The 22,182-nt window shown below is 33.1% G+C and carries 18 protein-coding genes; 7 read left to right on the top strand and 11 right to left on the bottom strand.

What is annotated here, in order from left to right; translation table 11 throughout:
• Positions 1–39: 39 nt before the first annotated feature.
• The 6 genes from mazG to IEV72_RS06080 all read right to left on the bottom strand — a co-directional run bounded on the left by mazG (position 40) and on the right by IEV72_RS06080 (position 7,428).
• Entirely contained in the window at positions 40–825 is a 786-nt protein-coding gene (mazG, locus tag IEV72_RS06105; protein ID WP_188458208.1) for a nucleoside triphosphate pyrophosphohydrolase, read from the bottom strand.
• A gap of 1 nt (position 826) precedes the next feature.
• On the bottom strand, positions 827–2,056 hold the full coding sequence (gene lysA, locus IEV72_RS06100; protein WP_188458207.1) for a diaminopimelate decarboxylase: 1,230 nt from the start codon (positions 2,054–2,056) through the stop codon (positions 827–829).
• Positions 2,057–2,177: 121 nt separating this feature from the next.
• Positions 2,178–2,915 (bottom strand): hypothetical protein, encoded by a 738-nt coding sequence (locus IEV72_RS06095; RefSeq protein WP_229731819.1) that lies wholly within the window; start codon positions 2,913–2,915, stop codon positions 2,178–2,180.
• Positions 2,916–3,001: 86 nt separating this feature from the next.
• Entirely contained in the window at positions 3,002–5,425 is a 2,424-nt protein-coding gene (pheT, locus tag IEV72_RS06090) for a phenylalanine--tRNA ligase subunit beta (protein WP_188458206.1), read from the bottom strand.
• Positions 5,426–5,641: 216 nt separating this feature from the next.
• Positions 5,642–6,997, bottom strand: coding sequence for an NAD-dependent succinate-semialdehyde dehydrogenase (locus IEV72_RS06085; protein ID WP_188458205.1), 1,356 nt, complete (start codon positions 6,995–6,997; stop codon positions 5,642–5,644).
• 29 nt (positions 6,998–7,026) lie between these two features.
• Positions 7,027–7,428, bottom strand: coding sequence for a DUF2452 domain-containing protein (locus IEV72_RS06080; protein WP_188458204.1), 402 nt, complete (start codon positions 7,426–7,428; stop codon positions 7,027–7,029).
• 149 nt (positions 7,429–7,577) lie between these two features.
• On the opposite strand from IEV72_RS06080, the gene IEV72_RS06075 reads away from it, so the two are divergent.
• Complete coding sequence (locus IEV72_RS06075) at positions 7,578–9,365, top strand: DNA polymerase III subunit gamma/tau (protein ID WP_188458203.1); 1,788 nt, start codon at positions 7,578–7,580, stop codon at positions 9,363–9,365.
• Positions 9,366–9,368: 3 nt separating this feature from the next.
• A complete protein-coding gene (locus IEV72_RS06070; protein WP_188458202.1) occupies positions 9,369–9,950 on the top strand; it encodes a MiaE family protein in 582 nt (193 codons plus the stop codon).
• A gap of 258 nt (positions 9,951–10,208) precedes the next feature.
• On the opposite strand, the gene porQ is transcribed toward IEV72_RS06070, so the two are convergent.
• From porQ to IEV72_RS06055, 3 genes are all read right to left on the bottom strand, one after another.
• On the bottom strand, positions 10,209–11,225 hold the full coding sequence (gene porQ / locus IEV72_RS06065) for a type IX secretion system protein PorQ (protein WP_188458201.1): 1,017 nt from the start codon (positions 11,223–11,225) through the stop codon (positions 10,209–10,211).
• Positions 11,226–11,340: 115 nt separating this feature from the next.
• Positions 11,341–13,791 carry an endopeptidase La gene (lon, locus tag IEV72_RS06060; protein ID WP_188458200.1) on the bottom strand — a complete coding sequence of 817 codons (2,451 nt, stop codon included), beginning with the start codon at positions 13,789–13,791 and terminating at the stop codon, positions 11,341–11,343.
• A gap of 893 nt (positions 13,792–14,684) precedes the next feature.
• Positions 14,685–15,185: a hypothetical protein gene (locus IEV72_RS06055; protein WP_188458199.1), complete on the bottom strand. Its 501-nt coding sequence runs from the start codon at positions 15,183–15,185 to the stop codon at positions 14,685–14,687.
• A 160-nt stretch (positions 15,186–15,345) separates the two neighbouring features.
• Here IEV72_RS06055 and IEV72_RS06050 point away from each other — a divergent pair, with 160 nt between their 5' ends.
• The 4 genes from IEV72_RS06050 to IEV72_RS06035 are packed head-to-tail and all read left to right on the top strand — an operon-like array spanning position 15,346 to position 19,209.
• Positions 15,346–16,407, top strand: a complete 1,062-nt coding sequence (locus IEV72_RS06050; RefSeq protein WP_188458198.1) for a 3-oxoacyl-ACP synthase III family protein — start codon at positions 15,346–15,348, stop codon at positions 16,405–16,407.
• Between the two features lie 26 nt (positions 16,408–16,433).
• Positions 16,434–17,318: an FkbM family methyltransferase gene (locus IEV72_RS06045; protein WP_188458197.1), complete on the top strand. Its 885-nt coding sequence runs from the start codon at positions 16,434–16,436 to the stop codon at positions 17,316–17,318.
• 45 nt (positions 17,319–17,363) lie between these two features.
• Positions 17,364–18,338 (top strand): T9SS type A sorting domain-containing protein, encoded by a 975-nt coding sequence (locus IEV72_RS06040; RefSeq protein ID WP_188458196.1) that lies wholly within the window; start codon positions 17,364–17,366, stop codon positions 18,336–18,338.
• A 10-nt stretch (positions 18,339–18,348) separates the two neighbouring features.
• On the top strand, positions 18,349–19,209 hold the full coding sequence (locus IEV72_RS06035; RefSeq protein ID WP_188458195.1) for a glycosyltransferase family 2 protein: 861 nt from the start codon (positions 18,349–18,351) through the stop codon (positions 19,207–19,209).
• Positions 19,210–19,218: 9 nt separating this feature from the next.
• On the opposite strand, the gene IEV72_RS06030 is transcribed toward IEV72_RS06035, so the two are convergent.
• On the bottom strand, positions 19,219–20,517 hold the full coding sequence (locus IEV72_RS06030) for an NAD(P)/FAD-dependent oxidoreductase (RefSeq protein WP_188458194.1): 1,299 nt from the start codon (positions 20,515–20,517) through the stop codon (positions 19,219–19,221).
• Positions 20,518–20,638: 121 nt separating this feature from the next.
• Here IEV72_RS06030 and IEV72_RS06025 point away from each other — a divergent pair, with 121 nt between their 5' ends.
• Positions 20,639–21,325: a cell division ATP-binding protein FtsE gene (locus tag IEV72_RS06025; protein WP_188458193.1), complete on the top strand. Its 687-nt coding sequence runs from the start codon at positions 20,639–20,641 to the stop codon at positions 21,323–21,325.
• Here IEV72_RS06025 and IEV72_RS06020 read toward each other — a convergent pair.
• Complete coding sequence (locus tag IEV72_RS06020) at positions 21,322–22,143, bottom strand: 2OG-Fe(II) oxygenase (RefSeq protein ID WP_188458192.1); 822 nt, start codon at positions 22,141–22,143, stop codon at positions 21,322–21,324. The two genes, IEV72_RS06025 and IEV72_RS06020, sit on opposite strands and share 4 nt — an antisense overlap.
• Positions 22,144–22,182: the final 39 nt, after the last annotated feature.

Below are 22,182 nucleotides of genomic sequence, written 5' to 3'. Positions count from 1 at the left end.
AACTTTTTAACCCTAATTTATAGAAATGGGATACAAATGTTAAATTTTCTTTTCTTTTTGTTTTGCTTCATTCCAAAATACATCCATTTCGTCTAGGGATAAATTTTTTAAATTCTTGCCTTTTTCTTTGATTTTGTTCTCCAAAAATTGAAAACGATTAATGAACTTTTTGTTGGTACGCTCAAGTGCATTTTCAGGATCAATATTCAAAAAACGAGCATAGTTGATCATCGAAAATAACACATCGCCAAACTCTGCTTCCATTTTTTCTTGGTTTTGTGTATGTACTTCATTTTGAAATTCTCCTAATTCTTCTTGAAGTTTTTCAAAAACCTGTTCGGGCTTTTCCCAATCAAAACCAACTCCAGCTGCTTTATTTTGAATGCGATTTGCTTTTACTAAAGCAGGTAAACTTTTTGGCACTCCGCTTAAAACGCTTTTGTTTCCTTCTTTTAACTTTAGCTTTTCCCAGTTTTGCTTTACTTCTTCTTCGTCTTTAACTTCAATGTCTCCATAAATATGCGGATGCCTATCAATGAGTTTTTCGCATAAACTGTTACAAACATCTGCAATGTCGAAAGCTTTTTTTTCGCTTCCTATTTTAGCGTAAAAAACCAAATGCAAAAGAATGTCTCCTACTTCTTTTTTCACTTCATTTAGGTCGCCATCTAAAATAGCTTCCCCTAATTCGTAAGTTTCTTCAATGGTTAAGTGGCGTAAACTTTCTAAAGTTTGTTTTTTGTCCCAAGGACATTTTTCGCGTAACTCGTCCATGATATCTAAAAGACGACCAAAAGCGGCTAATTTTTCTTCTTTGGTATGCATTTTAAATGGTTTCTACTGCGTTTGCTTCAATAGGCAGTTCAATTTGGTTGTGAATTAAATCTTCAAAAGTTTCTCTTTTTCTAATTAAATGTGCTTCGCCATTGTACCATAATACTTCAGCAGGACGATATCTTGAATTGTAGTTACTCGCCATAGAAAAGCAATAGGCTCCAGCATTTTTAAAAGCTAAAATATCGCCTTCACTAATTTCATTAATCATTTTGTTATTGGCAAAAGTATCGGTTTCACAAATGTAACCTACAACCGAATAGAATCGTTTTTTAGCATTTGGATTCGAAATGTTTTCTATTTCATGTTTTGAGCCATAAAACATGGGGCGAATTAAATGATTGAACCCAGAATCTACGTGAGCAAAAACAGTTGAAGTTGTTTGTTTCACCACATTTACTTTTGCTAAAAAGAATCCGGCTTCGCTAACTAAAAATTTTCCTGGCTCAAAAGCTAAAGTTAAATCTCTACCGTAAGATTTGCAAAATTGATTGAAACGCTTTGTTAATTTTTCACCTAATTCTTCTACATCTGTTTCAATGTCATTATCGTGATATGGAACTTTAAACCCACTACCAAAATCTAAAAATTCAAGATTTTTAAAATTTTCTGCAGCTTCAAATAAAATTTCAGCTGCGTGAAGAAATACGCCAATATCTAGGATATCGCTCCCTGTATGCATGTGTATTCCATTGATATGCATTCCAGTGTTTTCAACAATTCGTAAAATATGTGGCATCTGGTGAATGGAAATTCCAAATTTAGAATCGATATGACCTACTGAGATATTTGTATTTCCACCAGCCATAACATGTGGATTAATCCTAATACAAACCGGTACTTCGGGATGTTTAGCCCCAAACTGTTCTAAAATAATCAAGTTATCTATATTGATTTGTACGCCTAATTTTACGGCTTCTTCCAACTCTTCAACAGATACGCCGTTGGGTGTATAGATAATTTTTTCAGCAGGTACGCCTGCTTTTAAACCCAACTTTACTTCTTGAATAGAAACCGTATCTAATGCACTTCCTAGACTATTAAATAATTTTAAAACAGAAATATTGGACAGCGCTTTTACGGCATAATGCAAACGCAAGTGTTTGACTTTTTGAAAAGCATTTTCAAGGCGTTTATACTGCGAAATCATTTTTTCGCTGTTGTAAACATAAACTGGGCTTCCGTGCTCCAATGCAATTTTCAATAAGTCTGTTCTTTCCATTGAACTAATATTAGTAGATTAATAAATTTAAATTTTGATTTTAGACGCACAAAAATGCGAAAAGTTTAGTGGTATTTTTGAGATAAGCAAAAAAAATCCCGCTCATTGGCGGGATGTATATCTAAGCATTAAAAAACTTACTCCGCCATATTGCTGTATTAAAGTTTTTACCCTTTGCAAATCCGTAATATAAGGCAATGCCGCCTAACCATTTAAACATAAATATAAAGAGTAAAAAGAATTCTGTTCCTGAATTTTGATCCATGAAAAATCCTTTGGGTACTAGATAGGTAAATAATAAACTAGTTAAAAATATGGTGAAGATAAAAGTTTCAAAAGTCTTGAAAGGCCACATCATTATTTTTCTAAGCGGATGCAAATCTGAACCCCATTTATGAATAAAATAATAATAACCATTTCCCATAGGTGCAAACAACAATGGATCGTCAGCATTTTCTAATTTGAATAATTTTGATGGTGCCATCATTTTAAAACCATTCAAAGTAGTATTGTGTTTATTTTCTAGTTCTTTAATTTTCGAAATGGCTTCGTAAGGTAAATCGCCTTTATATAATTTAGAATCTAAAAAACGTAATCGGTAATCGATACAAATTTTGCCTATTTGTGAAATGTGATAGATGTTTTCCGATTCTAATAAATCAAAATTGAGCTGATTAGGAATCTCTGTATCCGAATTTTCAATTCTATCTACAATTTCTTGATCGTCCTTATGCGTCTGATTTAAAATGGATTGCACTTCATTTAATACATCAATGCTGCTTGTACTAGACTTTTCCCTTACAGCATCCAATCTATTCTTGATATTCGTCTTTTCTAGCATAGCTTTTTTTTCTGACATAAAAGTAAGAAGCTTAAAGCATTATCTACAAATACAAATCGAATTTTAACTTCTGTTAAGCAAATATTGAAGCGTTGGACAAAAACTTAACGCAAACTTGCGCCAATTTCCTGCTGAAACTGTTTTAGGAATTTATCCATTGTTTTGTCAATTTGCTTATCGGTCAAGGTTTTGTGAGCATCCTGAAAAGTAAAACTCACCGCATAACTTTTTTTACCTTTGGGTAAATTTTCTCCTTGATATACATCAAATAAGTTAACCGATTTCAATATTTTCTTTTCTGTCTTGTAGGCAATTTGCGAAATAGCATCAAAACTAATTGCATCATCTACTAGCAAGGCAAAATCTCTTCTTACACTTGGAAATTTAGGAATATCTTGAAATTGAAAAGTAGATTTCTTAGCTAATTTTAATATGTAATTCCAGTTAAAATCTGCATACAACACATTTTGATCGATATCAAACTCCTTTAAAATAGATTGATTTACTCTTCCGAAAGTCACTAAGTTGTTGTCCTTTATTTGAAAAACTAATCCTTCAGCAAAAATACTAGCATCCGATTTAGTAAATTGATAATCGGTAATTCCTAAACGTTGTAAAATGCTTTCAATGATGCCTTTGAAATAGAAGAAATCGGCATGGGCTTGTTTTAGCGTCCAACTTTCTGAATGAGTTGAGCCAGTAACCAACAAACTTAAATGTTTGTATTCTTCCCGTTTTTCCTTTTGGTGATAGGTTTTTCCAAATTCAAAAAACTTTAAATCTGAGTTTTGACGATTCAAATTATAAGCTAAGCTTTCTAAACCTGAAAACAACATACTTTGTCTCATTACAGACAAATCTCGACTCAACGGATTTAAAATTTCTACGTTTTCTGAAGCAGTTAAATCTTTTGTAAACTCAATGTATTTTGGCGTCGTTAATGAATTCGCCATTGTTTCATAAAAACCTTTTGCTACTAAAAGTTGCGCTGTAATCTGTTGAATTTTATGATCTTCAAATTTATCAGAAATGGCAACTGAAACATTAAATTTATCATTTAGCTTGATGTTGTTGTAGCCATACACCCGAAGGATTTCTTCAATTACGTCTACTTCTCTTCTAACATCTACACGATAAGCTGGAATAGTTAAGCCCATTCCGCTTTCTGAAACATTATTTACCTTAATTTCTAATGAAGATAAAATGGTTTTAATAATTCCCGAATCAATTTCTTCACCAATAAGTTGATTGATTTTATCGAAGGTTAAAAACACTTGAAAATCTTCAATTTTCTTCGGGTAGAAATCGTCTATATCGCTACTTATTTTACCGCCGGTAAGTTCTTCAATTAAAATAGCTGCGCGTTGTAATGCATATTCGGTGATATTGGGATCAATTCCACGTTCAAAACGAAAAGATGCATCTGTATTTAAAGCATGCCTTTTGGCTGTTTTCCGAACACTAACTGGATCAAAATAAGCACTTTCTAGAAAAATACTGGATGTAGATTCTGTCACACCCGATTCTAAACCACCAAAAACACCAGCAATACAAAGTGGTTTCTTTTCATCACAAATCATTAAATCTTCTTCGTGCAATTCGCGTTCTACTTCGTCTAAAGTGGTAAACTTTGTCCCTTTAGGAAGTGTTTTTACAATGATTTTGTTTCCTTTTATTTTATCTGCATCAAAAGCATGCAAAGGCTGACCTAAATCGTGAAGTACAAAATTAGTGACATCTACCACATTATTAATGGGTTTTACGCCAATTGCTTTTAGTCTGTTTTGTAACCATAAAGGTGATTCTTTTACTTGAATGTCACTGATGGTTAAGCCACAATATCTCGGAGCTAATTTAGAATTTTCAACTTTTATGTTGATGCGTTTGCTTCTATCTTCTACATGAAAACTACTTACTGGAGCAGTGTTTATCGGTGCATTTTTTTCAATTTGAATTAAAGCTGCTCTTAAGTCGCGAGCAACTCCCCAATGACTCATGGCATCGGCACGGTTAGGCGTTAATCCAATTTCAAAAACTTTGTCTGTTTCAATTTCAAAAATTTGGTTGAGCGGCGTACCCGGTTTTAAGCTTTCATCTAGAACCATAATTCCGTCATGGCTTTTACCAAGTCCAATTTCATCTTCAGCGCAAATCATTCCGTGACTTGCTTCACCACGAATTTTCCCTTTTTTAATTTTCCAAGCTTCGCCTTTTTCGTCATACAGTGTGGTGCCAATTACAGCAACGGGAACTTTTTGACCCGCTGCAACATTAGGTGCTCCACATACTATTTGTAGATTTTTATCTTCGCCTACATTTACTTCGGTAAGTTTTAATCGATCTGCATTTGGATGTTGCTTACATGTTACAACTTCTCCCACAACAATGCCTTTTAAGCCACCTTTAACCGATTCAAAATCTGTAATTCCTTCTACTTCTAAGCCTAAATCGGTAAGTAATTCGCCTACTTTTTCTGCGCTTAGTTTAGTGTTGATAAATTGCTTTAACCAGTTGTATGAAATCTTCATTAGAAAATGTTTAGCGGTTAGTTATTGATTTTTATTGTACTATATGAAAAAAACAAAAATCATTACCGCAATTTTGAAGCTGCAAATATAAACATCCTTAGATTTTTCTAACCAATATTTATCAATTGAATTTAATTGTTTTTTACCCAAATAAATGAATGCTGAGTTACTTTTCAAGTTGTTTCAACATTTATGAAATTTTAGGTTTAAAGTAAATTAACTTTCTACGTAAAGCGTTTTGATGTTTGCAAATTCTAGCAAACCTTCTTTTCCTAGTTCACGACCATAACCTGAATCTTGGCTTCCTCCAAATGGAAGTCTAGGGTCACTTTTTACCAATGAATTTACAAATACAGCTCCATCGGTAAATTTTGTAGCTATCTTTTTGGCCATTTCAATATCTTTTGTAAATAAAGAAACACCTAATCCATAATGCTGATGGTTTGCTAATTTTATGGCTTCATCTGTATTTTTAAAAGATGTGACCGCCAAAAGCGGCCCAAAAGTTTCTTCTTCAAAAACAGGCATCTTGGGGGTGACATGTTCAACAAGAGTAGGTTCAAAAAAGGTAGATTTTCTATTTCCACCACAGCGAATTTTTGCTCCCATTTCTACAGATTTTTTCAACTGATTTTCTAAATTTTCAGCTAAATCTTCTCTTGCTAAAACGCTAATGTAGGTTTCGTTTTCTGCAGGATTTCCAACCACGAGTTCCTTCACTTTTTGCTCTAACTCTAGCATAAATTCTTCATAAATAGCTTCGTCAAGCAAAAGGCGTTTTCCTGCAATGCAACTTTGACCTGTGTTTTGAAATCGGGCTTTCACACAAATATTTACGGTAGTTTTTACATCGGCATCTTTAAAAACAACCAAAGCGTTACTTCCGCCCAATTCTAAGACCGATTTTTTAATGTGTTTTCCTGCTAATTTTGCAACTGCTTTACCGGCTTTTGTACTTCCTGTTAAAGTGACTGCTTTTACATGCGGATTCGCAATAATCAGTTCTGTTTGCTCTTCTTTTATAATAAGATGTTGAAAAATGTATTTGGGAAACCCAGCTTCTAAAACCAAATTTTCTAGCAATTTAGCAGACTGCAATACATTATCTGCATGTTTCAAAACAACAGCATTTCCCAACATAACTGCTGGAGCCAAACAACGCAATACTTGCCAAAATGGATAGTTCCACGGCATAATGGCTAGCAAAATTCCAGAAGCTTCATAATGAATTTCACTAAGCTGAGCATCAGTTCTAACTTGTTTAGGAGTTAAAAAAGAAGCTGCATTTTCTGCGTAAAATTCGCAAACCCAAGCACATTTTTCAATTTCTGCTTTGGCTTGAGCAATAGGTTTTCCCATCTCAAGCATCATAGAAGTGGCTAATTTGCTTTTATTTTCTTTTAAAAGAGAAGACAAATTTCTTAAACCTTTGCTACGTTCTTCAAACGGAATCTGCTTGTAATTTCTGAAAGCCTGGTGCGCATTAGTAATTGCAGCTTCAACATCTGTATTCGAAATGTATTGAAACTCGTTTAAAAAATCTCCATTATATGGATTGTATTGTTGAATCATTTCAAATTAGTTTTTAAGCAGTCCTAAATTTAATCTATTTTCACCCACATTTTATCTTCGTTTAAACGGAAACTTCCTTTAAAGTTGAAATTACATTCGTTTGGAGCAATTAAGGAAAGGAAAATTCCTTTTTTTTCGTGTTCATATAAATGATAAGTTTCGCCTACAATGGGTTCAAAGTTATAAGTGGCATTATAAATTAAATTGTTGTATTCATATTGCTCCATCAAAGCTTCGTATTCCTTTTTCAAAGCATCATACTTCGTTTTTATTTGGTGATTTACTTTTTGGACATTGTTGTTTTTCCAAGACGTAACATCGGTTGGCGTTATTTTTGGAGCACCCGTATTACTTGCGTACGGGAGTAAACTTGCGTTGTATTTTTCTTCTTCTTCATCAAATACTACTTGATCTGGTTTTTTCTTCGCCATTCATTTTTTTTTCAAAAATCACTATTTAAAAGCAGTAAATGCAAGCACTTAAAACAATTTTAAGGTTTCTTTTTTAAAAGAATAAAATTCTATTGAAGTAATTTTGAAATTAGATTTTTAGGTTTACATGGCTAATGTATATTTGTAGCATGGAACATTTTGTAGTATCTGCCCGAAAATACCGACCGGAAAAATTTAAAGATGTAGTTGGACAACAAGCCATTACTAATACTTTAGAAAAAGCCATTGAACAAAATCATTTGGCTCAAGCTTTATTGTTTACGGGTCCACGTGGCGTTGGAAAAACTTCTTGTGCTAGAATCTTGGCCAAAAAAATCAACCAAGATGATGCTTCAGATGCTTCAACAGATTTCACTTTCAATATATTTGAATTGGATGCTGCATCGAATAACTCGGTGGAAGATATTCGGAATTTAACCGATCAGGTTCGGATTCCTCCGCAAACTGGAAAATATAAAGTCTATATTATAGATGAAGTTCACATGCTTTCTCAATCGGCATTTAATGCTTTTTTGAAAACCTTAGAAGAACCGCCGAAACATGCTATTTTCATTCTAGCAACTACCGAAAAGCACAAAATTATTCCAACTATTTTGTCGCGTTGTCAGATTTTCGATTTCAAACGCATTACGGTAAACGACATTAAAATGCATCTGCATGAAATTGCCAAAAAAGAAGGCGTAAATGCAGAAGATGATGCCTTGCACATTATTGCTCAAAAAGCAGATGGTGCCATGCGGGATGCACTTTCTACTTACGATCGGGTGGTGAGTTTTTCGGGAAATAACTTAACCCGAAAAGCGGTTACCGAAAATTTAAACGTGCTGGATTACGAAGCTTTTTTTACGGCTACCGACTTCATTTTAGATAATAAAATTCCAGATTTGCTGGTGTATTTCAATTCCATTTTAGCAAAAGGTTTTGATGGGCAACATTTTATTGGTGGTCTGGCCAATCATTTTAGAGATTTGTTGGTTTGTAAAAATTCCGCCACTATTCCACTGCTTGAAGTAGGCGAAAACACCAAAGAAACCTACAGAACTCAATCTGAAAAAACACCTTATTCATTTTTAATGAAAGGAATAGATTTAGCCAACACCTGTGATTTTGAGTACAAAACGAGTTTAAATCAGCGTTTGCATGTAGAATTATGCTTGATGAAGCTGGCTTCGATTACCAATGCAAGCGAAATCGAAAAAAAAAAGACTAACCAACGCATCTTAAGTCCGAATGAAGTGGAAGCTCCAAAAGCTTCAATGGAGAAAAAACAAGTTCATTCTGAAAGAAGTTCTAATGAAAATAATGAAGTTCCTCAGGCTTCAACTGAAACACCTAATTCTAGAGTTGAAAATAATCAAGCTTCAACTGAAAAAAAAGTAGAAAACTACATAAATAACACCCATTCTAATGTTGAAATTCAACAACAAAAAGTAGAAGAATCTCCAGCTAATGAAGAAAACAAACCTGCTTCTGGCTTATCATTAAGCGCTATTAAAAAGAAGAAACAGCTTTTAGAAGAACAGCAAAAAAACAAAAAGGAAGATGTAGTGCTTAATGAAAAATTCACTGAAGAAGATTTTCAAAAAGCTTGGAAAGATTATATTGAAAACTTAGAAAAGAAAGGCAATAAAATTTTGCCTTCTACTTTAGCCACTGGAAATCCTGTGCTAAAAGGAACCAGCATACATTTAACTTATCCAAACAACACGATGAAAGATAGTGTTTTAAGGGCTCAAAATAAGTTGCTTGCATTCTTAAAAGAGCGATTACAAAATACACATCTCAACTTACAAATTGAAGTTGATTTTCAAGAAGTTAAAAAATATGCCTACACTCCAAGAGAAAAGTACATGAAAATGATGGAAGCCAACCCAGCATTAGATACATTACGTAAAACCTTTGATTTAGATATATAAAATATGTTAGGATTAAAACTTCCCACCGACCCGAGATGGGTGAATATTGCAGAGAAAAACATCGATGAAATTTTGATTGATCATGCTCATTGCGAACAAAAAGCAGCATCAACTGCTATTTCATTAATCGTAAGTTTTCCTGAATATACGGAGTTGGTTAATGAAATGACAGATTTGGTTCAAGAAGAAATGAGCCATTTTAAAATGGTACACGATTTATTAATTGAAAAAGGAATTGCATTAGGTCGAGACCGAAAAGATGAATATGTAATTGCGCTATTGAAATTTTTTCCAAAAGGTGGAAGTCGGGTTGACCAACTTACTCACCGTTTGATGTATGCTGCCTTAATTGAAGCCAGAAGCTGTGAACGTTTCAGGTTGCTCTCTGAAAACTTAAAAGACACCAAATTAGCTCGTTTTTACCGTAAACTAATGATCAGTGAAGCTGGACATTATACTTTATTTTTAAAACTAGCTAGACAGTATGGTGATGAAAATACGGTGAATGACAAATGGCAACAACTTTTAGCTTTTGAAGCTGAAATCATGAAAGATTTGAGTAAAAAAGAGTCCATTCACGGCTAAAACCTGTGCTCGCGGATTTGCAATCCGTGAAAACAAAACACCATCTAAAAACTGTTATTCGTGAGTTCGCGGATTTGCAATCCGTAAATCGAAATAATTTAAAACTGTCATGCCGTAATCGGCAATAGCCGATATATGGCATCTATATGTATTTAGTTCTGATGTTACTTAGCACAATAATTCCGTTTCTCAGGCATGAGATACCGCATCAAGTGCGGTATGACGGTTCTGATAAGGCTGCGCCGACTGGAAAACGGGTTACTTTAAATCAATATCCACTCCGAAGAAGCTGGAACTGGCAGCTTGATTGAAACGCATGTAGGAATAACTGAAGCGGAAGCGATTGAATTTAATTTGAAAACCACCGCTTAAACCAGCAAAAGAACGCTGATCGATTACTCTTAATTCTTCTGCTCGTCTGAAACTATAACCTAAACGAACAGTAAATCCACCATTGGGAAACAATTCAACTCCAAAAACGGTATGTCGAAAAACATTATTTAGAAAACTAGGGTCATCTCTAGTTACGTTTCCTTCTAGGTCAGTTTCATCTCGGGATGGATTTCTAAAGGCCAAATCCCATTCTTGCATATTTTCTAAAGTTACGTGCCAACGGATAGGCACTTTTTCTAATTCTTTAGACATTCCAAAAATCAACTCCAAAGGCAGAGATTCTGTAACTTCATCAAAAGCTTTAAGTTGTCCTCCAGCGTTTCGTAAAACTCCAGAAAAAATCCATTTGCTTTCGGGGTTATAATAGGTTACGCCAATGTCTGAAGCCATTCCGAATGAAGAATACTGCTCTAAACGGGAAGTAATAGCTTTAATATTGATTCCGAATGAAAATCGTGTATCTGGAAGTTGATATGCGTAACCCATACTTACTGCAACTTCGTTACCACCAAAATCTGCAGTTTCGTTACCAAATTCATCAAACCCATCAAAATTACCATAATCTATATAGGTAACTCCAGCTTGAAGAACGCCGTATTTCTCATTTACTTTGTGAGCATAAGAAGCAGTACCATAACCAATATCTGCAATGTAATTCATATAATTAGCGGAAACTTGTCCGGCCATATCTTCATTAATATTAGCAGGATTAAGCAAACCCATAGATGGATTATAACTCAGACTGGTAACCACTTTTCCACCCATGGCAGATTGCGCAGGATTAACAGGAAGGTTTAAAAATTGATAGGTATTTTGTCCTCCAATTTGCGAAAAGCCAAATTGAGCAGTTAGAAATAGAACGATAAGAAATTTATACTTCATGAAAAAACACCTTCAATACTAGTAAACGAATAATGTGCAAATTATTTCATTAAAAATAAAAAACTGGATGAAATAGTACAACATCCAGTTTCCAAACATATTACTTTTTATTGAATTATAGGTCTTTTGGCTTTGCAACTTTTTGCTTTAATAAAGCAATGTCTAAGACTTCAGACATATCTTTCACATAGTGAAAAGTCAAACCTTTTAGATATTCTTCTTTAATTTCTTTGATATCCCGTTCATTCTCTTCACATAAAATAATCTCTTTAATTTTTGCACGTTTGGCAGCAAGAATTTTTTCTTTGATTCCACCAACGGGTAAAACTCGTCCACGTAATGTAATTTCTCCAGTCATGGCTAAATTTCGTTTTACTTTTCGCTGACTAAATAGAGAAACTAAAGATGTTAACATGGTAATACCTGCACTTGGACCGTCTTTTGGAGTTGCTCCTTCTGGAACGTGAATGTGTACGTTGTATTTTGAAAAAACTTCGCTATCTAAACCAAAATCTTCTGCATTGGCTTTGATGTATTCCATTGCTAAAGTAGCAGATTCCTTCATTACTTTACCTAAGTTTCCGGTAATGTTTAAATTTCCTTTTCCTTTAGACAAAGTCGATTCTATAAATAAAATATCGCCTCCAACACTTGTCCAAGCCAATCCAGTTACTACTCCGGCAACTTCGTTATTTTCGTAAGAATTCAGATTTACTTTCTGGCTACCTAAAATTTCTTCAACTTGTGCTTTGGAAATTTTCTTTTGGTAATCTTCTTCCATAGCAATATTTTTGGCTACGTTTCTTACCACTTTAGCCAATTGTTTTTCCAATCCACGAACACCAGATTCTCGAGTATAACCTTCTATAATTTTTTCCAGTTCTTTTTTACCGATAGAAATATCGCTTTTCTTTAAGCCGTGTTCTTTAATTTGTTTTGGAAGCAAATGCCTTTTGGCAATTTCTACTTTTTCTTCAATGGTGTAACCTGTCACGTTAATAATTTCCATACGGTCGCGCAAAGCAGGTTGAATGGTAGATAAATTATTAGAAGTGGCAACAAACATCACTTTAGATAAATCATAACCCAGCTCTAAAAAGTTATCGTGAAATTCTGAATTTTGCTCGGGATCTAAAACTTCTAACAAAGCGGAAGATGGATCGCCTTGATGCGAATTTCCGATTTTATCAATTTCGTCTAAGACAAAAACGGGATTGCTTGTTCCTGCTTTTTTCAAACTCTGAATAATTCTACCCGGCATGGCTCCGATATAGGTTTTTCGGTGTCCACGAATTTCTGCTTCATCACGTAATCCACCTAAAGAAACGCGAACGTATTCTCTGCCAAGCGCTTCAGCAATAGATTTGCCTAAGGAAGTTTTCCCGACGCCCGGAGGTCCATACAAACATAAAATTGGCGACTTCATGTCGTTTCTTAGTTTCAAAACCGCTAAATATTCAATAATTCTACGTTTTACATCTTCTAAACCATAGTGGTCGCGGTCTAGAATTCGCTGAGCACGTTTTAAATCGAATTTATCTTTGCTGAATTCATTCCAAGGTAATTCTAAGAATAAATCTAAGTAATTGCGTTGAATAGAAAATTCTGCTACTTGCGGATTCATGCGTTGTAGCTTGCTTAATTCTTTGTCAAAATGCTCTTTTACATCTTTGTCCCATTTTTTGTTTTTAGACTTGGCACGCATTTCTTCAATTTCTCCTTCTTGTGAAGCGCCACCCAATTCTTCTTGAATGGTTTTCATTTGTTGGTGTAAGAAATATTCACGCTGTTGCTGATTCATATCGCTATGCACCTTATTTTGAATATCATTTCTCAGTTCTAATTTCTGATATTCTAAATTCATGTGCTTCAAAGTAGTAAGCGCTCTAAGTTTTAAATCTGAAATTTCTAAAAGCTCTTGCTTCTTGTCTACTTCCAGACTCATGTTAGATGAAATAAAGTTGACTAAAAACGAAGAACTTTCTATGTTCTTAATAGCAAATGAAGCTTCTGAAGGAATGTTTGGACTTTCCTTTATAATTTTTAAAGAAAGGTCTTTAATGGTGTCTAAAATAGCCAGAAATTCAGTGTCTTCTGGACTTGGTTTTACTTCGTTAAAAGCTTCCACTTTACTTATTAGATAGGGAGTTTCTGCTACGGGTTCTGTTATTTTAAAGCGTTTCTTGCCTTGAATAATTACCGTGGTATTTCCGTCGGGCATTTTCAAAACCCGAAGGATTTTGGCTACAACACCAATTTTGTTTACTGCATCGAAATTGGGGTCTTCATCTTCATCTTCTTTTTGCGAAACTACTCCAATTACTTTGCTATTCTTGTTCGCTTCATTTATAAGCTTGATAGATTTGTCACGTCCTGCTGTAATTGGAATAACTACACCTGGAAACAAAACCGTGTTTCTGAGAGATAAAATAGGTAATTCATCAGGCAGTTCTTCACGGTTAATGGCTTCTTCATCTTCTGGCGTCATTAACGGAATTAATTCTGCATCTTCATCTATAGCTTGTGAAGACAAATTGTCAAGGCTAAATATTTTTGATCTAGACATATTTTGTATTTGCGACAGCTTGTCAGTTTTTGGCTGACTACTGTTGGATTAAAAGTATATTTTTTATTAAAATTTGCATTTATCAACCAAATTAACAAACGCTATTAATATGGTTCAATTCTTATGCCAAGCGGAATATTTGTTATAAGCGAAGCTAATTTTAAAAAAGTGAATTAGCATTTTAGATAAAATACTTTCAATTCGAATGAATTTCAAGATTGAAATGAGTGAAACCTAAGTGTAGGGAGTATCGAGAATAAGAATTTTTCGATATGAATTGGTTCTCGACACGATTTTTTTATGAAAAATCACTACTACTGACATTCTTATAACCTGAGTTCGATTAAAAAAAAATAATAAAGTATTGAAAATCAATATACACCATCCTTAGTCCTCCCTCAAGGGAGGATACTTGTAGTGAAAATATCCCCTGGAGGGGATTATAGGGGTGTTATTATGTCGAAATATTATTGTATATAGGTTAAATAATTGAAATACAATGATATATAAGTCGAACTCAGGTTTATAATAATTTGTCTGTTTTCAGCTACTTTCAAAAAGCTTCACTTATTTTATCTTTAGTAAATAAGATTGATTAAATAAATTTCCCTAAAGGGAAATGCCGAAAGGCAAAGGATGTTTTTCGTATTTTAGTTTACACCCATCCCTTACCCTTCCCTTAATGGAAGGGAAGCTGCTGATTCATAGTTTAAATGAAAAATTTTGTTTTGATTATCACTTGCCATTAAATGAAATTGTAAAAAATTTCCTGAGACTCGATCCTGTCTTATTAAACAGGCAGGCAGGCTTACATTACGCTATCAATTTTAACTCAAAATGCACAACGGGTTGTATTAGTATTTTTCTACAAAAAACAATAGATTACTTCTGTGTTAGAAGAAGACTCTAACAAAAGGCATCCAAGCTCGTGGGTAGATATTTCTATCTTCATCAAATAGCACATTATACCTGATGCCAATTGTAAAGTTTTGCTGGCGGTAACCTATTCCAAGAAAAAGAGCTGTGTTCCAAAAATCATCTTTCACTCCATTTGCTAATCGATTATTAACCCGTAATTGCTCTAATTCTGTTGAAATTTGGACTTCTGGGATTGGGGTAAATATGTTAAGCCAGCTCCCACCATACAAGTGAGAAGTAAAGTTATTTTTACTTCTTAGATAACTGTATTGTAAACCAACACCAGTTGCAAAATAAGATTTTAATGGATAAATAGCTTGCGGCGAAACACTTATGCTTGTAAAATTATTAGAAATATTTAAAGCTCCTGTTCCACCCCATTGCATGCGGTTCCAAAAAGTAGAATCTGAATCCGGATTTTGTGCATGTACTACACTGAAAAAACAAAAACTAATTATGAGAATGGTTTTTTGCATCAATTTGAAAAATTTAGTGAGCAGTTTCAAATATACAATAAATGAAGTGTATATTTTTTTGTAAAATAATATGATAAATACCAGTTTTATGGAATTTATGTATTTTTAAATTATTTAGCAAAGCAAAACATTTATTAACTTGCACCCCAAAATAAAACCTATGGCTCAAGTAAAAATTACAGGTACGGGAAGCTATGTTCCGAATGTAATTCAAAAGAATGAAGATTTTTTAAATCATCAATTTTACAACGAAGATGGTTCCGCTTTTGACGAGCATCCTGAGCTTATTATTAAAAAATTTGAAAAAATTACAGGAATACAGGAAAGAAGATATGTAGAAAACAATCTTAACGTTTCTGATATTGCGGCTGTTGCGGCTAAAAAAGCCATTGAAGATGCAAAGGTTGATGCTGAAGAATTAGACTATATTATTTTTGCACATAATTTTGGGGATGTAAAATTTGATAGTCAACAAACCGATATTGTACCTAGTTTAGCATCACGAGTAAAGTATAAGCTCAAAATTAAAAACCCAAAATGTGTTGCATACGATTTAATTTTTGGGTGTCCAGGCTGGATTGAAGCTAGCATTCATGCCAAAGCTTTTATTGAAGCAGGTCTGGCCAAAAAATGTTTAATTATCGGCGCTGAAACTTTGTCTAGAGTTATAGACCCACATGATCGCGATAGTATGATTTATGCCGATGGTGCTGGTGCAACTATTTACGAAAGCATTGATGAAAAAGGCGGAATTTTAACCCATGAGTCGGCTAGTTTTACCTACGATGAAGCCAGCTATATTTATTTTGACCGTACCTTTTCTCCAAAGATTAAAGACAACACGGCTTACATTAAAATGTATGGCCGTAAGATTTATAATTTTGCTTTAACAAACGTTCCTGATGCAATGAAAACTTGTTTAGACAAAAGCGGAGTTGACATTAAAGACTTAAAGAAAATTTTTATACATCAAGCCAATGAAAAAATGGATGATGCCATCTTGAAACGCTTTTACGAATTATACGATGTTGCCGTACCAGAAGGTATTATGCCAATGACTATTAAAACCCTAGGAAATTCAAGCGTTGCTACCATACCAACTTTATACGATTTATACAAAAAAGGCGAACTAAATAATGAACCACTTCAACCTGGAGACGTTGTTATGTTTGCAAGCGTTGGCGCTGGAATGAATATTAACGCAATTGTTTATCAGGTATAATATTTAGCTAATAATTCTTAAACATCTTGATAAAAAAAATCATATACAACAAGTACGTTAATTTTTGTTTAAGAAATCTTAGTTATATTTTTAGGAGCATACTTCCTGAAAAATTTAAAATTCCTGTTTCAGGAACTTTCAGACTTAAAATAAGTAAAGACAATGCAATAAAAATAAATACTAATCCAACAAGTTATATTTCTAAACAGCTCTTTTGGAATGGAAGTGATAATTATGAATTTACTCTATTATTCAAAAAAATAATAAAAACATCTTCTAGTTTTATAGATATTGGAGCAAACTTTGGATATTACAGTCTCTTGGCTGCTAAATTAAATAAAGAAATAAAAGTACATTGCTTTGAGCCTAGCCCAGGACCTTTACAGTATTTAAATGAAAATGTAAAATTAAATAGTTTAGAAAATAAAATATCGATATACAATTTAGCCTTATCAGATCAAAAAGGCAAATTAAATTTTCATGTTGTTGAAAACAAAAAGTTTTCAAATTTTTTAAACCTTTCAGGCGAACACAATACTGGCAGTAAGAAATTAAAATACTCAAAACAGATTCTTGTTGAAAGTGTTACTTTAGATTCATTATTTCTTTCTAATAGAATCAAATTTGTAGATTTAATAAAAATAGATGTAGAAGGTGCAGAACACCTTGTAATTCAAGGTGCAAAATCTATCATTCAAGAATGTAAGCCTATTATTATTTGTGAGATTTTAAAACAAGAAAATGCTACATACATTCAAAGTGAGCTGAAACAAATGGGTTTTGAAGCATACATTTTTTCAATTGGAAAATTAGTAAAAGTTGATCATATTAGGGTTGATGAATTAAACAAAAATGATTATTTCTTTATACATTCTGAAAAAAACAAATCCAAATTAGGGTTTGCTATGTAATGATAGCCAATTAAATAAAAAATAATATATTTGAAAAAAACCATTATGAAAAATTTAGTGATTATACTTTTTGTAACAATTTTTTCAATATCACAAAACCTAAATTCACAACTTATTCCAGTTGTTCATTATAAATTTGATGGGAATTTTGAAGATTCTTCAGAAAATAATTATGATGCATCTAATATGGGAGCCACTTTTGCAGAAGACAGAAATGGAATTCCTGATAATTCATTATATTTTAACGGAATTGATAGCTTTATAAATTTACCAAATGAAGATGATTTGAAGCCCGCTATGCCTTTTACAATTTCTTTCTGGATAAAATATTCAAGTACATCTTACGATGATCAAGAATTATTTGAGCTTTCGTATGAAGAAAATAGAAATTCTGGAGTTTACTTTAATTCTGAGATGAGTTCTGGAAAAATGGCTATAAATATTTCAAACGGCTTATATAATTATATAGCATCGGCAAGAAAATCTTATGTGAGTAATAATGTAATTGAAGTTGGAGAATGGATTAATGTATTTGTTGTGGTAAATGATCACGATGACATGGAAATTTATTATGATTGTGATGGTATAGGTGGTGATTATAGCGGCTTTGCAAACACACTTGTATATTCAGATACAAATGGTGTAATTGGAAAAAGACAACGTAATTTATACCAAAGCCCCAATTATTTTCATGGCTACTTAGATGATTTTAAAATTTGGGATACAGCTCTCAACGAAAGTATAATTAACAGATTATGTGATCACGATTCTTTAAACCTTAATTCTTTTGAAAACAATTTAGAAACCCCAAAAATTTATCCAAATCCAAGCAATGGTTTCTTTAAGATAAAATCATCTATTCAATATGAAGAAATAGTGGTTATTAATCAAATAGGAAAAACCATTCACACTTATAATTATGATAATCAAATAGACCTTACTCACTTATCATCAGGTGTTTACTTTTTGAAATTCATCAAAGATGATTCTTCAGACATTAAAAAAATAATAATAAATTAAATATGCTTTGTTGAACATCTGCATTATCATTCCTGCGCACAATGAAGGAAAATGCATAGGCTTGTGTTTGCAATCGCTTGTAGAACAAACTTATACTGCGTCAGAAATAATTGTTGTAAACGACAATTCTACCGATGACACTGCAAAAATGGTAGAAGAATTTAGTAAAAGATATGCTTTTATTCAATTAGTTAACTTACAATCTTCAAATAAACATGAACCTGGAAGCAAAATCATCAATGCTTTTTATAAAGGATTTCAGAATATAAAAAAGGAGTACGACATTATCTGTAAGTTTGATGCCGATTTAATTTTTCCGAAAAATTATTTATTTGAAGTAAATCAAGCTTTTCAAAAAAATGCTAAACTCGGTATGTTTGCTGGATTTTGTTATGTTGAAGATACAAGTGGAAACTGGAAAAAAGAAAAACTAACTAACAATGACCATATTCGTGGACCAATAAAAGCCTACCGAAAAGAATGCTTTAAAGCCATTGGTGGTTTAAAAAAAGAAATGGGTTGGGATACAGTAGATGAATTGCTGGCGCGATATTATGGATGGCAAACGCAAACCGATGAAAACTTGAAAGTTAAGCATCTCAAACCAACAGGGAAATTATATCAGTCCACATTAGCTAAACGCTATGGAAAAGCCTTGTATAAAATGGATCACGGTTTTATATTGAGCTTTTTGAGTTTACTAAAACTTGCCTTACTAAAAAAACAAATCTTCTTTTTTATAAAAGGTATACTTTCCTATGTAAACTCAGCATTGTTCCAAAAACCAAAGAAAATGGTAAATGCTTCAGAAGGAAAATTCATTAGAAATTACCGTTGGAAAATGATAATGAAGAAATTTAGATTAAATTAAAACTTAAGTTTAATCTGTATCACTCATTTCTACCTTTTTATGCTTAAATGGTCTTACAATTAATCGTGCTGCTCGATCGTAATTAACATAACTATAAACCCAATTGAAAAAGGTAACAATTCGGTTTCTAAAACCGACTAAAAACCACAAATGAACAAACATCCAAATAAACCAAGCGAAAAATCCACCAAACTTCAGTTTACCTAAATCTACAACCGCTTTATTTCTTCCTATAGTAGCCATGGTGCCTTTATCGTAATAAGAAAATGGCTTCATCTCTTCGTTATTTAGTAAGCGTAGTAAATTTTTTGCTAGATGTTCTCCTTGCTGTATGGCAGGCTGAGCTACCATAGGATGACCTTTAGGATAATCTTCGTTTTGCATAAGTGCGATGTCGCCAATGGCAAAAACATCTGTATAACCTTTAATTTGATTAAATGCATTTACTTCGTATCGGTTCGCTTTCTCTACAATAGCTTTGGCTTGTAAACCTTTAACAGGCGCGCCAGTTACTCCAGCTGACCAAATAAAGGTTTCGGTATTAAATTGCTTTCCTGTATTTGTAGTAACAATATTGTTTTTGTAATCTTCAACAAAGGTGGAAGTATGCACATGAACTCCTAAACCTTCTAGAAAACGTTGAGCATTTGCAGAAGATTTTTTGCTCATAGGTGGTAAAACAAGATCTTCACCTTCTAGTAGATGAACTTGAATTTCTTCTTTATTTAAGTCTTTATAATCTTTAGAAATAATATGATTTTTCAACTCAGCTAGAGCTCCGCTCAACTCAACACCAGTCGGTCCAGCACCTGCAATAACGAAATTCAATAATGCCTTTCTTTTTTCAACATTATCTGTAATAGTTGCTTGTTCAAAATTTTCTAAAATTAAGCTTCTTAAGTTTAAAGCTTGCGGTACAGACTTCATCCAAACTGCATTTTTTTCAACATTCTCGTTTCCAAAGAAATTCGTTTTAGACCCGGTAGCAATAATTAAATAGTCGTAACTTAATGTTCCGATATTGGTTTTTACTTCTTTTTGGTCAGCATTAATTTGGTCTACTTCAGCCAATCGAAAAAAAGAATTATTCGATTTATTGAGAATTTTTCGCAATGGGTAGGCAATAGAATCAGGTTCTAAGCCAGATGTAGACACTTGGTAAAGCAAAGGTTGAAAAGTATGGTAATTTCGTTTATCCAACATTACCAATTGTACTTTTTTATCAAAGAGCTTTTTAGCAACAGAAATGCCTGCAAATCCACCTCCTATTATGATCACTCTGGGTAATTCAGAATTTGGAATATTCATTAAATAGTTTTACGGTAATATACGATAGGAATTTCAACTCAACAATTAGTTTAACTTTGCTTTGTAATTCTACAGTAGTTTTATTTATAAATGATATATTTAACCCTGTAAAATTTTACTTATGCCAGAAGTTATTTTAGAATTGAATAACGCCAGTATTTTTCAACGGGAAAGTTTAGTGCTTTCCGATATTAACATCCAAATAGAAAAAGGAGAGTTTGTATACCTCATTGGTAAAACAGGAACCGGTAAAAGTAGTTTCATGAAAACTTTGTACGGCGATTTACCTTTGAAGGAAGGCAGAGGAAAAATTGTTGGTATGGATTTAAACTCCTTAAAAGAAAAGAATATTCCACACTTAAGAAGAAAATTAGGAGTGGTTTTTCAAGATTTCAAATTGTTGAACGATCGAAATGTGGAACAAAATTTAATTTTTGTTTTACGAGCAACGGGTTGGAAGGACAAAGATAAAATGAAGAATAAGGTTGTTGAAGTCCTTGATAAAGTAGATATGAAAACCAAAAACTTTAAATTTCCTTATCAGCTTTCTGGTGGAGAACAGCAGCGTATTGCTATTGCAAGAGCTTTACTGAATGATCCTGAATTAATTTTAGCAGATGAACCTACTGGAAATTTAGACCCACAAACTTCTGTTGAAGTAATGGAAGTGCTTCAAGAAATCAACCGAAATGGAAACACTATTTTAATGGCTACGCACGATTACGCATTGCTACTTAAGTATCCATCTAAAACTTTAAAATGCGACGGGCAAAAAGTATTTGAAGTTATCCAAAAGAAGGCGGGTTAATCTTCGTCTTTTTTATAAACGTGAGGATTTTCTACAATTCCTTTTCTGAAAATTTTCCTGATTCCCATTCGTATCCAACTGTCTAGTTGTAAGATTTTATCTTTTAGCATTTCATTTGGTCTGCCGCGGAAAGATGTTACATGAAATTCATCATTTAAACTAAAAGGTTTTTTTGAAAAATAATAGTTAGAAATACAACATCTAAAACCAATATATTTTACTGGAGAAACTGAATGCAAGGATTCTTGATGCGTTGCCATTACTACTAAACGATTAAATTTAGAGTGAATAGTTATGGGTTCTCCCTTTAAACCATTTGGCCATAGTTCTAAATTACCACCATAACTAACTTCCCAAGAAGGAGTTACATAATAAAGTAAATTTAAAACACGCCAAAGTTTTCGGTCTTTATCATGAGAATTGTCTAAATGTGGATTTAAAAATTGGTTTTCACCCATACTTGAAAGACCGCCTGCATATAAATTTTTATCAGGCAATGCTTCTTGTATGTTACAAATGTCTGAAATTAATTTAACCACTTTTGGTTCTTGAAAGGCATAAATACATTCTTCTAAAAGCGAGTTGTACTTATTCATCTCAAAGCCTACATATTTATTTTCACGGATGCTATTTTTGTGCATCATTTCATTCACTTTTGGAAAATAATTAAAAAGTTGAAGTGCGAGCTCATCAGGTAACAATTCGTCTAAAAAAAAATAAGGGATGGCATCTTTGTTCTGTTCAAATTCAAATTGAAGTTGCTGTTTATGTGCTAAAAGATGTTTATAGATTTGGTCTGCAATTTGCCTTCGGTTCATAACAAAATGGATGAAATTAATTAACTAACTTTGTAAAGT

This window comes from Psychroflexus planctonicus, assembly GCF_014640195.1.
Classification (GTDB): Bacteria; Bacteroidota; Bacteroidia; order Flavobacteriales; family Flavobacteriaceae; genus Psychroflexus; species Psychroflexus planctonicus.
Note: the sequence above shows the minus strand (reverse complement) of the source record. Positions and strands in the feature narration are given on the sequence as shown.